13 protein-coding genes are annotated in these 12,816 nt (G+C 67.4%); 8 read left to right on the top strand and 5 right to left on the bottom strand.

Going from position 1 to position 12,816, the window contains the following annotated elements; genetic code table 11:
• A complete protein-coding gene (gene mtrA / locus NGB94_RS14880) occupies nt 1–678 on the bottom strand; it encodes an MtrAB system response regulator MtrA (RefSeq protein ID WP_055239539.1) in 678 nt (225 codons plus the stop codon).
• A 260-nt stretch (nt 679–938) separates the two neighbouring features.
• Here mtrA and NGB94_RS14875 point away from each other — a divergent pair, with 260 nt between their 5' ends.
• The 6 genes from NGB94_RS14875 to NGB94_RS14850 are packed head-to-tail and all read left to right on the top strand — an operon-like array spanning nt 939 to nt 7,189.
• Complete coding sequence (locus NGB94_RS14875; RefSeq protein ID WP_325791467.1) at nt 939–2,249, top strand: glycerophosphoryl diester phosphodiesterase membrane domain-containing protein; 1,311 nt, start codon at nt 939–941, stop codon at nt 2,247–2,249.
• Between the two features lie 6 nt (nt 2,250–2,255).
• A complete protein-coding gene (locus NGB94_RS14870) occupies nt 2,256–2,936 on the top strand; it encodes a DUF4129 domain-containing protein (RefSeq protein ID WP_325791466.1) in 681 nt (226 codons plus the stop codon).
• A complete protein-coding gene (locus tag NGB94_RS14865) occupies nt 2,933–4,153 on the top strand; it encodes a DUF4350 domain-containing protein (protein ID WP_325791465.1) in 1,221 nt (406 codons plus the stop codon). Before NGB94_RS14870 ends, NGB94_RS14865 begins: the two co-directional genes overlap by 4 nt.
• Nucleotides 4,150–5,166 (top strand): MoxR family ATPase, encoded by a 1,017-nt coding sequence (locus NGB94_RS14860; RefSeq protein ID WP_325791464.1) that lies wholly within the window; start codon nt 4,150–4,152, stop codon nt 5,164–5,166. The genes NGB94_RS14865 and NGB94_RS14860 overlap by 4 nt, the downstream gene beginning before the upstream one ends.
• 3 nt (nt 5,167–5,169) lie before the next feature.
• Nucleotides 5,170–6,462, top strand: a complete 1,293-nt coding sequence (locus NGB94_RS14855; protein WP_325791463.1) for a DUF58 domain-containing protein — start codon at nt 5,170–5,172, stop codon at nt 6,460–6,462.
• 46 nt (nt 6,463–6,508) lie between these two features.
• A complete protein-coding gene (locus NGB94_RS14850; RefSeq protein ID WP_325791462.1) occupies nt 6,509–7,189 on the top strand; it encodes a DUF4166 domain-containing protein in 681 nt (226 codons plus the stop codon).
• 15 nt (nt 7,190–7,204) lie between these two features.
• Here the strand turns inward: NGB94_RS14850 and NGB94_RS14845 are convergent, their stop codons facing one another.
• The 4 genes from NGB94_RS14845 to NGB94_RS14830 are packed head-to-tail and all read right to left on the bottom strand — an operon-like array spanning nt 7,205 to nt 11,054.
• Nucleotides 7,205–8,233: a hypothetical protein gene (locus NGB94_RS14845; protein ID WP_325791461.1), complete on the bottom strand. Its 1,029-nt coding sequence runs from the start codon at nt 8,231–8,233 to the stop codon at nt 7,205–7,207.
• 28 nt (nt 8,234–8,261) lie between these two features.
• Nucleotides 8,262–8,639: a chorismate mutase gene (locus NGB94_RS14840; RefSeq protein WP_325791460.1), complete on the bottom strand. Its 378-nt coding sequence runs from the start codon at nt 8,637–8,639 to the stop codon at nt 8,262–8,264.
• A 55-nt stretch (nt 8,640–8,694) separates the two neighbouring features.
• Nucleotides 8,695–9,831 carry a tRNA 2-thiouridine(34) synthase MnmA gene (gene mnmA / locus NGB94_RS14835; RefSeq protein ID WP_325791459.1) on the bottom strand — a complete coding sequence of 379 codons (1,137 nt, stop codon included), beginning with the start codon at nt 9,829–9,831 and terminating at the stop codon, nt 8,695–8,697.
• The gene (locus tag NGB94_RS14830) at nt 9,831–11,054 is read right to left on the bottom strand and encodes a cysteine desulfurase family protein (RefSeq protein WP_325791458.1); all 1,224 of its coding nucleotides are present in this window, start codon (nt 11,052–11,054) and stop codon (nt 9,831–9,833) included. The genes mnmA and NGB94_RS14830 overlap by 1 nt, the downstream gene beginning before the upstream one ends.
• A gap of 278 nt (nt 11,055–11,332) precedes the next feature.
• On the opposite strand from NGB94_RS14830, the gene NGB94_RS14825 reads away from it, so the two are divergent.
• On the top strand, nt 11,333–12,307 hold the full coding sequence (locus NGB94_RS14825; protein ID WP_325791457.1) for a J domain-containing protein: 975 nt from the start codon (nt 11,333–11,335) through the stop codon (nt 12,305–12,307).
• 35 nt (nt 12,308–12,342) lie between these two features.
• Nucleotides 12,343–12,810: a tRNA (cytidine(34)-2'-O)-methyltransferase gene (locus NGB94_RS14820; protein WP_325791456.1), complete on the top strand. Its 468-nt coding sequence runs from the start codon at nt 12,343–12,345 to the stop codon at nt 12,808–12,810.
• The last annotated feature ends 6 nt before the right edge of the window (nt 12,811–12,816 follow it).

The following is a 12,816-nucleotide window of genomic DNA, read 5'->3' as shown; positions in this document are numbered from 1 at the left end:
CTAGTTTTGGCCGGCTTTGTAACCGACACCGCGGACCGTCAGGACAATTTCGGGTGCTTCAGGGTCCCGCTCGATCTTGGAGCGCAGCCGCTGGACGTGCACGTTCACCAGGCGCGTGTCCGCTGCGTGACGGTAGCCCCAAACCTGTTCGAGCAGCATTTCCCGGGTGAAGACCTGCCAGGGCTTTCGGGCAAGTGCTACCAGGAGATCGAATTCAAGGGGGGTGAGGGCAATTCGTTCAGCCCCGCGGGATACGGAGTGCCCGGCGACGTCAATGGAGATCTCCCCGATGGAAAGGGTCTCCGGCGCCTTCGAGTCGACGGGACGCAGGCGGGCACGGACGCGCGCCACCAGTTCGGCCGGCTTGAACGGTTTGGGAACGTAGTCATCGGCACCGGATTCGAGACCGCGGACGACGTCGGCGGTGTCGGATTTGGCGGTCAGCATCACGATGGGCAGGTCGGACTCAGCACGGATCTGCCGGCACACTTCGATGCCGTCCATTCCGGGAAGCATCAGGTCCAGCAGGACGAGGTCCGGCTTGGAGCTTCGGAAGACTTCCAGCGCCTGTGCGCCGTCGGCACAGAAAACGGGGTCGAACCCGTCGTTGCGGAGCACAATGCCGATCATTTCGGCCAGCGCTTCGTCGTCGTCTACGACCAGTATCCGTGCCTTCATGCTTTCCTGTTCCCCGTTACTTCCCGCCCGCCAGGGCATTCGACGTCCTGGGCTGTTCGGCACCCACGCCATGGATGTGCGCTCTCACCGGACATGCGGCAGTCGCATCTGGAACGAGGCATGCCGGAGTAGCCCATGTTATCCCTATCATCCCTAACGTCATATTTTTGCTCCGGCCCGCCGGGTCCCGGTCACGGCGTCCAGAAACTATAGTCGGACTAGGACAAATGAGACTGAGGACCTAGGGGCGGGGCGCAACGATGAGTCAGGACAATCACAACGAACCAGAATCCGGCGGCGCAGGCCGCCCCGGATCGGGTTCAGAGCCCTCACCGCCGCCGCAGGCACCCTGGGCCCAGCAGCCTCAGTGGGGCCAGCAGCCTCAGTGGGGACAGCAGCAGCAATGGGGCCAGCAGCCTCAGTGGGGACAGCAGCCCGACCCGTCCCAGGCGCCCTATGGACAGCCCGGGTGGAACAGCAGCCCATACGGTGCACCCGGCTATGCGCAGGGGCCCTATCCCCCCGGCCAGTACACCGCCCCGCCTAAGCCGGGAGTGATCCCGCTGCGTCCGCTTGGCCTGGGCGAAATCATGGACGGCGCTTTCCAGGCCTGCCGGCGCAACCCTGCCGCAACGTTCGGCATCGCGGTACTCATCCAGGCCGTGATCTCTGTCCTTACAGTCATCTTTGGGCAGTCCCTGCTGGCCCCGATCAGCGACATTGGCCTGGAGTCGGAGCTGACCGATGAACAGGCAATCTCCCTGGGCACCACTGCGATCACCGGTGGAACCGCACTGACGATCGTCTCTGCCATCGGAATCCTGATGATGCAGGGCCTGCTGGTCATCCCCGTTGCCCGCGCCATCCTTAACCTCAAGACCGGTTTCGGCCAGACCTGGCGCCTGGCCAAGGGATCGGCCCTTCGCCTCGCCGGACTGGGCCTGCTGCTCTTCGCCGCAGCCGCCGTCGGAATCGTGGCCTTTATCTTCTTCCTTGTACTTGTCATTGAGTTCCTGGGTCCGTTCGGAGTGTTCCTGACCGTGGTTGGGGTACTGGCCGTCGTTGCTGTCTTCGCATGGCTCTCCGTGAAGCTTGCCCTTGCTCCGGCTGCCCTGGTTGCCGAACCCCGCGGAGTCTTTGCCGCGATTGCACGTTCCTGGAACCTCACCAGGGGGAACTGGTGGCGCACTTTCGGGATCCTGCTGCTCACCAGCGTGATTGTCTCGATCATCGTTTCGGTGATCAGCACTCCCATCACAATGCTGATCACGCTCTTCGCCTCCTTCGGCACACAGGAAGCCGCCGCGGACGACCTCTCCGCCGTGCTCCCGGTCCTGATCCTGACGACGGCGGTGTCCGCCTTCTTCGGTGCCATCGGCTATGCCTTCCAGGCCGCCGTCACCTCACTGCTCTATATAGACCTGCGGATGCGCCGTGAAGGCTTCGACGTGGCCCTCATGAAGGACCAGGAAATCGCGGCGGCTTCCGGACCGGAGTTCGTTCCGGGCCGGAACATGCCTCCTGCCGGCTCGGGCCAGTGGCCGCAGGGCCCTTACCCCGGCTCTGCCTAGGGCTGCATGAGGACAGCAGGATTTTACCGGCAGGCCCCGGCGGTGCCGGTCGAGCCCGACGCCGACCAGGCCCGCAACTGGCTGGAGGATGAGCTTTCAAAAGCCGAGTACCAGGACGCGCAGCCCGGCCTGCTCGAACGCGCGGTTGCGAAGATTCTCGAATTCCTGGACGAACTGCTTTCCGGGATCCAGGGCGTGGGCGCCCCCACGGGGATCCTGCTCCTGGCGCTCGGTGCCCTGGTGCTTCTGGCGCTTGCCGTTCTGGTAGTCCGGCCGCGCCTGAACGCCCGGAAAAAACCCGCCGGGCTGTTCGACGAGACGGGCGCGGACCAGGACGCTGCCTCGCACCGGGCACTCGCGGAGGAAGCGGCACGGTCCGGGGACTGGGACACAGCCCTGACCGAACGGCTCCGGGCGATCCTGCGCTCGGCTGAAGAACGGGTCATCCTCGACCCGCGCCCGGGCCGCACCGCCCGCGAGGCGGGGTCCTCCCTGTCCGCTGTGTTCCCCGGCGCTGCCGCAGAAATTCTCTGGCTCAGCCGGTGCTTTGACGAAATCCGTTACGGCGGCAGCCGCGCCGCGGAACCGGATGCGCGGCGTGCCGCGGAGCTGGATGCGCAGCTGCTGCGTTCCCAGCCGGCCGCGGCAGGGATGCCCGTACCGGAGACCCTGGCGGTGCCGAAATGAGCGCCCAGGCTCCCCCGGGGGAAAGCCAGGTCCGGGACCACCGGCCCGAGGCATCCTCCGCCGCCCCGGGATCGGCGATTCCGGGCAGGCTTCGTGCCTGGCGGCTGTGGATCATTCTCTCCCTCGTCCTCATTGGCGGGGTGGTGCTGAGCCTGCTCACTTCGTCCGGTGCCGACCGCACTGCACTGTCCGCGTCCAACGCCGCTCCGGAAGGAGCCCAGGCCGTGGTCCGGGTCCTTCAGGAACAGGGTGTGGACGTAGTCCAGGCAGAAGACTACGGAAGCGCCTTGGACCTGCTTGGAGCGGGTGATGCTTCCCTGCTGTTCTTCGACCCCAACGAATACCTTTCGGGTTCTCAGCTCAGCGAACTGGATCAAGCGGCCGGACAGCGGATCCTCGTTGAACCAACCTTCGCGCAGCTGCGGGCCCTGGCCCCCGATGTTTCCCAGGCCGGGCTTGTTCCGCAGGAATCCATCGAAGCCGGGACCGTCAGCGGTGCCGGCTGCTCCAGCCCCGCGGCGGAGGCCGCTGAGTCGGTGACCGCAGGCGGCCTGGCGTACCGCGGGCCCCTGACCTGTTTCACGGTGACCGGGAGCAGCGAACCGCCGGCAGGGTTGTTCGCGGCGTCCGAAGACGGTTCGGCCGCGGTGCTGGGATTCACCGGCCTGCTCGCGAACGACAGCATTGCCGAGAACGGAAATGCTGCCCTGGCGCTGTGGGCTCTTGGCAGCACGGACACCCTGGTCTGGTATCTGCCGGTTCCGGCGGACATTCCGGCCGGCGACGCGCCGGTGAACCCGTTCAGCCTGCTGCCGGACTGGGTCAACCCCCTGCTCGTCTGGACCCTGGTGGTTGCAGCCCTCGCAGCGTTTTGGCGCGGCCGCCGGCTCGGCCCGCTGGCCCTGGAACCAATGCCGGTTGTGGTGCGGGCCGCCGAGACCGCAGACGGCCGCGCCCGGCTCTATCAGGACAGCAAGGCACTGGACCGCGCAGCCGCCAGCCTCCGGGCCGGCACGATGGTCCGTTTGGCCTCCCGGCTGCGGCTTGGTCCCGGAAGCACCGCCGCCGACGTAGTCCAGGCAGCAGCACGCAGCACCGGGCGCTCCGCCGCTGATGTGGACACACTGCTCAACCGGCACGTACCTGCAAACGACAGCGATCTGGTGGCCTGGTCACACGAGCTGCTGTACCTAGAGGAAGAGATAACCGAATCATGACCCAGCACTACCCGTCGGTGTCCGGCCAGGCCGGCAGCGTCCAGACCAATGCCGCCGATGCCGGGGAGAGCGCGCGGCGCGCGCTGCACAGCGTCCGCCAGGAAGTAGCCAAGGCAGTGGTAGGGCAGGATGCGGCCGTCACGGGCCTGATCATCGCACTGCTGGCACGCGGGCACGTTCTCCTCGAAGGAGTTCCCGGCGTGGCCAAAACGCTGCTGGTCCGCACCCTTGCCGCAGCCCTGTCCCTGGACACCAAGCGCGTCCAGTTCACGCCGGACCTTATGCCCGGCGACGTGACCGGTTCCCTGATCTACGACGGGCGAACCTCCGAGTTCAGTTTCCGGGAGGGACCGGTCTTCACGAACATCATGCTGGCGGATGAAATCAACCGGACTCCCCCGAAGACGCAGGCATCGCTGCTGGAAGCCATGGAAGAACGCCAGGTCACCGTGGACGGCGTCTCCCGGCAGCTGCCGGACCCGTTCCTGGTGGCCGCCACACAGAACCCGGTGGAATACGAAGGCACGTATCCCCTGCCAGAGGCACAGCTGGACCGCTTCCTCCTGAAGATGACGCTCGACCTGCCCTCCCGGGAGGACGAGATTGAGGTGATCCGCAGGCATGGCAGCGGGTTTGATCCGCGTGACCTTACCGCTGCCGGGGTACGTCCCGTAGCCGGCGAAGCGGACCTCCTGGCAGCCCGCGAGGCAGTCGCCCGGGTGGATGCCTCGCCGGAGGTGCTGGGCTACATCGTGGACCTGGTGCGGGCTACCCGCTCCGCGCCGTCGTTCCAGCTTGGCGTATCTCCGCGCGGTGCCACGGCCCTGCTCAACACTGCACGGGCCTGGGCATGGCTGTCCGGCCGGAGGTTCATCACTCCCGACGACGTGAAGGCACTGACGCTGCCCGCTTTGCGCCACCGGGTAGCCCTGCGCCCCGAAGCCCAAATGGACGGTGTCAGCGTGGACGATGTGCTCGGCAGCATCCTCGCCACCGTTCCGGTCCCCCGCTAGCTGATGGCAATTTCCCGCCGACTGGTCACCCTGGCAGCATTGGGCGCTGCCGCCGTGGTGCTCTTTCCGGGCACGGGCACCATCCTGGCCTGGCTGGGCGTGGTGGCTGCCGCCGCTGCCCTGGACCTTGCACTGGCTGTGCCGCCGCAGAAGATCCGGGTGGAACGCGAGCTGCCCGAGAGCGCCCGGCTGGATGAAGACGTACCGGCAGCACTGGTGGTCCGCAACGATTCCGGGCGGACCCTGCACGCCGTCCTCCGGGACGCCTGGCAGCCATCGGCCGGGCAGATCCGATCCGAGCGGCACGTCACGGTCCCGCCCGCCGAGGCACGCCGGGCCGCGGGTGTACTGCGGCCCGAGCGCCGCGGCGACCTGCACACCGCTTCGGTGACCATCCGTTCCTTCGGTCCCCTGGGCCTGGCAGCCAGGCAGCGCACCATCACCTATCCGGGCACCCTGCGGGTACTGCCCCCGTTCAGGTCCAAGCGCCACCTTCCGGCGAAGCTGCGCCGCCTGCGCGAACTCGACGGCAACGCCTCGGTTCAGCTGCGCGGTGCAGGCACCGAGTTCGATTCCCTCCGCGACTACGTCCGCGGTGACGACGTCCGTTCCATCGACTGGCGGGCGACGGCGCGGCGCCGCGACACCGTGGTGCGGACCTGGCGGCCGGAACGCGACCGGCGGGTCATCCTGCTGCTGGACACATCACGGACCGCCGCGGCGCGGATCCTCGATGAACCGCGGCTGGACACCGGAATCGAGGCAGCACTGCTGCTGGGAATGCTCGCCCAGGGCGGCGGAGACCGGGTGGATTTTGCGGCGTTTGACCGCCGCATCCGTGCCCGGGTGGATTCAGCAGCGAAAGCGAACCTGCTCAGCAGGCTTGCCGGAGCCATGGCGCCGCTGGACGCGGAACTCATCGAGGCGGACTTTTCCCTGCTTCCCGGCGTCGTCGCCTCCGTGTCCTCGCGGCGGTCGCTGGTGGTGCTGATAACTTCGCTGGACGCAGGGGCGGTGGAAGAGGGCCTGCTTCCGGTTCTTCCGGCGCTGCTGGCCAAGCACGTGGTGGTCGTGGCTTCGGTGCGTGATCCTGCCCTGGATGAGCTGCGGGCAGACCGCTCATCCGCGTCGGCTGTCTTCCGCGCCGCAGCAGCCGAACGCGCCCTGCTGGACCGGGCAGCGGTGACTGCCCAGCTCAAGTCGATGGGCGCCGAAGTAGTCGATGAGCTGCCGTATGAACTGCCGCCGAAACTGGCGGACATGTACATCCGGCTCAAGGCTTCAGGCCGGCTCTAGCGGCTCCGGCCGCTGCTCCCGTCCGCAGGCGGCGTAGGCTGAATGAATGAGTGATGGGTCCGTCTACGAGCGGGCGCTGGGCGCCGCGTTCGGCCGCCTGCAGCCGCAGCTCCAGGAGTATTTCTCGATGCAGCCCGGTGAGGGCCGGTACGGTCACGGCACCGGAGTTTTCGACGTCGCCGGTTGTCCCCGTCCGGCGCTGCGTCCGCTGCTCCCGGTGCTGCCGGTTTCCAATGCCTTCTTCCCCGACTTCGGGCGCGGGGTCCCGTTCACAATCAGCAACTACGCCCACCTTGATCCGTTTGGCCGGTCGTCGCTGACCGCGGTGCGCATGTTCAAGTTCGACCGGGGCGAGCGGATCTTCGAGGACACCACCTCGCTCACCTCCCCCACCGGGCTCACCGATTATGTGGGACGGAGGCGCAACCTGGCCACGGATCTGGACCTTTCCGTCTCCACGGACGGAAGGCTGCACATGCACTCCCCGCACACCCGGCTGTTCCTGGGCCGGCTGCGCATCCCGGTTCCGGTGCTGGCCGGAGCCGATGCCCACGCCGAGCAGTGGTGGGATGAAGAATCCGGGCGCTACCGGATCCGGACCATCGTCCGCCAGCGGCAGCTGGGAACCGTTTTCGTCTACGACGGCAGCTTCACCTACGAATACCGGACGTTCGACGGCGTGCTGCCGCCGGATGCCGAACCGGAGAAATGGGAGCGCCGGCTCTAGGCGCCGGGGTGCCTTTCAGCTCTCGGCAGCCAGCTGGTCCAGCGCAGAAGCTGTCTGGGTCAGGCGTTCGAGCACCCGCCGTGCACTGGAGGGAGTGAGGTCAGCGAGATCACCGGCGGGCAGAATCCCCAGCGCCGGCAGCTCCCGCAGGGGAAGCCCAATCCGCATCCACGGCGCAGTGATGTCCTGCACCAGCGCCGTGACCTGCCGTGGAGACTCCCCTGCCGCGGGCAGCGGCAGTGCGCCGAGCCATACCTGTTTTCCGGCTTCAACTGCCTCAGCGATGCCTTCCCAGTCGCCGTTGCCCAGCACGCCCAGGGGCAGCGCCACGCCGTCGGCTCCTGCGCCCAGCGCAAGGTCCAGACCGGACCCGGACTGGCGGTGGCGGGCTGAGGGCAGGTTCAGGACGACGGCGGCAGCCCCTGCGGCAAGCATCGATTCCCGCAGCAGGTTCCAGGCGAGGGATGCTTCCTGCGGCGGGACCGAGCGAAGGGTCCGGTACCCGCTGGCAGTGGGGATACGGCCGTCCAGGATCCGGTCCAGGAGAGGTTCATCGACCTGCACGGTGAGCGCGGCCCCGCGGGCAACGGCCTTCACCCGGGAAACATATTCTGCCGCGCCGGCGGCCAGTGACTCGGTCAGTTCCCGGCGGGCGCCGGCGTCGGCCAGGGCACGTTCACCGTTGTGCAGGTACAGCCCGGCGGCAAGGGACAGCGGTCCCTGAAGGGAAATCTTGAGTCCGGAACCCGGAGCTTCCTCTTCTCCGATGACGTCAGCGAGCGTATTGATGTCCCGGGAAAGCAGGGAGACCGCCCGCCGCTGGTCGATGCCGGGTCGGTCCACGAGGCGCCAGCCGTGCGGCTGCAGGTCTACCGGCAGGTCCACCAGCAGGGCTGCGGTCCGGCCCACGGCATCGGCGCCGACGCCGCGCAGGGGCAGTTCAACCAGGAAGGGCAGGTGGGGATCGCCCAGTTCGCCGCGGATGGTTTTCGCAGCTTCCAGCGGGTCCGTCCCCGGCCAGGTGCCCGGGGCCGTTGCAGTCACGCCGGCCGGCCTGGGCGCAGCAGGCTGCTCAGGCTCCTTCTGCATTGCTACCGCCGTTGCGGGTCTCGGAAATGGCCTGGTGGTGCCGGATGACTTCGCTGATGATGAAGTTCAGGAACTTTTCAGCAAAGGCCGGATCAAGGTTGGCGTCTTCGGCCAGGCGCCGCAGCCGGGCGATCTGGGCGACTTCACGGCCCGGATCCGCCGGCGGCAGGTGGTGTTCAGCCTTCAGGTGCCCTACGCGCTGGGTCGCCTTGAAGCGCTCTGCCAGGAGATAGACCAGCGTCGCGTCGATGTTGTCGATGCTGCTGCGCATGGCGAGCAGTTCGGCCATGACCTCGTCGGCCACCTTCCCGGCAAGGGAACTGGCTGTGGGGTCGAAATCGTCAGCTGGTGCAGTACTCATGACTCCAGTTTAGGGTCCTGCCGAGTCCGCTTCGGTGCAGGTTACGGCCGCAGCGCTAGGAGACGGCTGCCGGATCCCACTGCAGGGAACGCGCGGAGTCGATAGTGGCCTGCCCCAGCACACGGGTGCCCTGGTAGATCACCACGGTCTGTCCGGGGGCGACACCGCGCATGGGGTCCTTGAGCCGGACGACCAGTTCGGTGCGGCCTTCTTCCCCGGTCTCCATCCACGCGGTGGCCGGGACGGGGTCTCCGTGCGCGCGGACCTGGGCGGTGCACTCGAAGGTTTGGCCCGTGGCCACCTCACGGATGGGCAGCCCTGCCCAGGAGACCTTGATCCCGCGCATCTGGTCGATTTCAAGCAGCTTTTCAGGTCCCACGATGACCTTGTTTTCCTTCGGCCGGATCTCCAGCACAAAGCGCGGCTTGCCGTCCGCTGCGGGCCGGCCGAGCTTTAGGCCCTTGCGCTGGCCGACCGTAAAGGCGTTGGCGCCCGGGTGCGTGCCGAGCGTCTCACCGGTGGGGTCCACAATCTCGCCCTCGGTCATCTCGATGCGTTCTTCGAGCCATCCGCGGGTATCGCCGTCGGGAATGAAGCAGATGTCGTGGCTGTCCGGCTTGTTCGCGACCGAGAGGCCGCGGCGCTCGGCCTCGGCCCGCACCTCGGCCTTGGACAGGGTATCTGCCAGCGGGAACATCGCGTGCTGGAGCTGTTCGTGCGTCAGCACACCGAGCACGTAGGACTGGTCCTTTGCCCAGTCCGCGGCACGGTGCAGTTCCGGGTTGCCGTCGGCGTCGGTAATCACCTTCGCGTAGTGGCCGGTGCAGACTGCGTCGAAGCCCAGGGCCAGTGCCTTCTCCAGCAGCGCGGCGAACTTGATCCGCTCGTTGCAGCGCATGCAGGGGTTCGGCGTGCGGCCGGCGGCGTACTCGGCGACAAAGTCGTCAACCACGTCTTCCTTGAACCGCTCCGAGAAGTCCCAGACGTAGTACGGGATGCCCAGGATGTCGCACGCCCGCCAGGCGTCGCGGGAATCCTCGATGGTGCAGCAGCCGCGGCTGCCGGTGCGCAGGGTGCCCGGCATGCGGGACAGCGCCAGGTGGACCCCGACGACGTCGTGTCCTGCCTCCACTGCCCGTGCTGCGGCTACGGCGGAGTCGACTCCGCCGCTCATTGCTGCCAAAACCTTCATTAGCTAAAACCCGTTCCTGCTGTTCGTATGCTGCTTTCACTGCCCGCCATGCCGGCTTTTTTCGCCCGTTCGTATGCTTCGGGCAGGGCATCTATTAGTGCATCAACGTCTTCGGCGGTGGATGTATGCCCCAGGCTGAACCGCTGGGCGCCCCGTGCCTCCGTTTCGCTCAGCCCCATGGCGAGCAGCACATGGGACGGGCGCGGCACCCCGGCGGTGCAGGCGGAGCCGGTGGACGACTCTACCCCCGCAAGGTCCAGGAGGAAAAGCAGGGAGTCCCCCTCGCAGCCGGGGAAGGTGAAGTGCGCGTTGCCGGGAAGCCTCCGGGTGCCTTCCTCGTCGTCGCGGGGTCCGCGCAGCACGGCGTCCGGAACGGTGCGTTCGACGGCGGCGATCAGGTAGTTGCGCAGGGTGCGCAGGCGCGCACTTTCTTCGGCGAGGTTTTCGGTGGCTTCGCGTGCTGCTGCGGCAAACGCCGCGATGCCGGGCTTGTCCAGGGTGCCGGAGCGGATGTCCCGCTCCTGTCCGCCGCCGTGCAGGACCGGCGTGAGCTTGACGGCGCGTCCCACCACCAGGGCTCCGACCCCCACCGGACCGCCGATCTTGTGCCCGCTGACAGCCATGGTGTCCAGCCCGGATTCACGGAAGCTGACAGGCACGGCGCCGAAGGCCTGCACTGCGTCGGAATGAACCGGAACGCCGTAGGAGTGTGCCAGTTCGACCAGCGCCGGAATGTCCTGGAGGGTGCCCACCTCGTTGTTCGCCCACATGAGGGTGACCAGGGCCGTCTCCGCACCGTGTTCTTCCAGCTCGCTGCGCACCGTGTCAAGGCTGACGACGCCGTCGGAATCCACCGGAAGCCATGAGACTTCGGCTCCTTCGTGCTTCTGGAGCCACTCAACGGTGTCCAGCACAGCGTGGTGCTCAATCGGTGAGCACAGGATGCGGGTGCGGCGCGGATCAGCGTCGCGCCGGGACCAGTACAGTCCCTTGACCGCCAGGTTGTCCGCCTCGGTTCCTCCGGAGGTGAAGATGACCTCGGACGGGTGGCAGCCAAGCGCGGCGGCCAGGGCCTCGCGGGAGTCTTCCACCACCATCCGGGCGCGTCGGCCGGAGCCGTGCAGCGAAGAGGGATTGCCGCTGCGGCTCAGTTCAGTGGTGAGTGCGGCGAGGGCCGAAGCCGAAATCGGCGTGGTCGCCGCGTGGTCGAGGTACACGGGCACCAGACAATTCTAGCGCCCGGCTCCCCGGCTGCAGTCCGCTCCCGGCCCGGCAATGTGATGGGGCGGCACTCCGGGCACGCAGCCAGCCCCGTACCGGCGCACCGGGGCGCGGATTCCAGCCGCTAGAATTGGGGCTCCACCGGGAGCGAACAGGGCCCGGCCGGTGAACTAATCCGGGCCTTGCAGCGTTATACCGGTGCCTGTGCCGGTTAGTGCAGGCGCAAGTGTTCCTCCGTGCCGCGCCCGCCGGCGCCGTGGTGCTACCGAAAGGACCAGCAGTGACTCCCCCAGCCCAATCGCTTTATGAGGTTCTGGGGCTCACGCCGTCGGCCACTGTTGACGAAATCAAGTCCGCCTACCGGCGTGCTGCACGCCGGACCCACCCCGACCACGGGGGCAGCAGCGAACACTTCCATTTGATCTCCGAGGCCTACCAGGTCCTCTCCGACCCCGAGCAGCGCAGCGCCTACGACCGCAGGCTGGGCCGTTCCGGCACCGCCGGCCCGGTTTCCGGGGCCTCCCCCGCCCGCCCGGCCGGGACGTCAGGGTCCGCCGGGTCTGCTGCTTCAGCCCCGGGCAAACCTGTTCCCAATCCGGACTTCGGCAAGCCCCCGGTTTTCGAGCCGGACTTCACTCCCCAGCGGCCGCCGGCGATTCCGCTGGCCATGATCGGGCGCCAGGTCAATGGAGAACCGGAACGGCCCGGACTCTTCAAGCGCATGGGGTCCTCAGCAGGCTCGCGTTTCGACGCTGAAAACCTCACGATCGGACTGCTGGCCAATTCCCTGCTCCCGGATTACCCGGCGGGCAGGCTCGTCAACAGCCTGCGCATCCCGGACTCCGGCCCGCGCGGCGGGAACCTGGAGATTGGGCACGTGCTGCTCGGCGGGTACCGGATGGCCGTCATCGATTCGATCATGGCCTCTCCGGGAGCCTGGTACTGGGACGGCATGCAGCTGCGCCACCGAGGGCGGGCCGTGGGTTCGCTCCGCCTGGCCGACGCCGTCCACACCCTCCAGGAAAGGTTCCCGGACGTCCGGGTCTCGGGCTGGCTGGTCCTGCACAGCCCGAACCAGAACCCGTTCGAGCCGATTATCGACTCCCCGCCTAACCTGCCTGAATCAGCCCCGGTCGACGTCGTGAATCCTGGAACACTGGCCCGGGACCTCCGCCGCTTCTTCAGCACCGGCCCGCAGCCGAACACTGTCCTGCTGCCCGTGCTCGGTGCCCTGCTCGACGCGGCGCAGCAGTAGACACAGCAGCAGCGGCGCGGGCATAGGATAAAGACGTGTTCCGCATCCTCTTCTATACCCCTGAAATCCCGGGCAACACGGGCAACGCGATCCGGCTTGCCGCGATCACCGGCGCTGAACTGCACCTGGTGGAGCCCCTGGGCTTCGATTTTGAAGACTCCAAACTGCGCCGCGCCGGTCTGGACTACCATGACCTCGCCGTCATGCACGTGCATCCGAACCTCGAAGCCGCTTTTGAGGCACTGCAGCCGGAGCGCGTCTACGCCTTCACCTCCGACGGAGAGACCTCGTACACCGATGTGGCTTACCAGCCCGGCGACGTCCTGCTCTTCGGACCCGAATCCGTTGGCCTGCCGGAGGAAGTCAAACATGATCCCCGGGTCACGGCACGCCTGCGGCTGCCCATGCTGCCGTCCCTGCGGTCGCTGAACCTTGCGAATTCCGCTTCCATCGCCGTCTACGAAGCCTGGCGCCAGCACGGCTTCGCAGGTGCCCAGCTCTAAGCCGAA

This window comes from Arthrobacter koreensis, assembly GCF_035792275.1.
In the GTDB taxonomy this organism is placed as follows: domain Bacteria; phylum Actinomycetota; class Actinomycetes; order Actinomycetales; family Micrococcaceae; genus Arthrobacter_B; species Arthrobacter_B koreensis_A.
The sequence above is the reverse complement of the archived record's forward strand: the minus strand, read 5'-3'. Positions and strand labels throughout refer to the sequence as shown.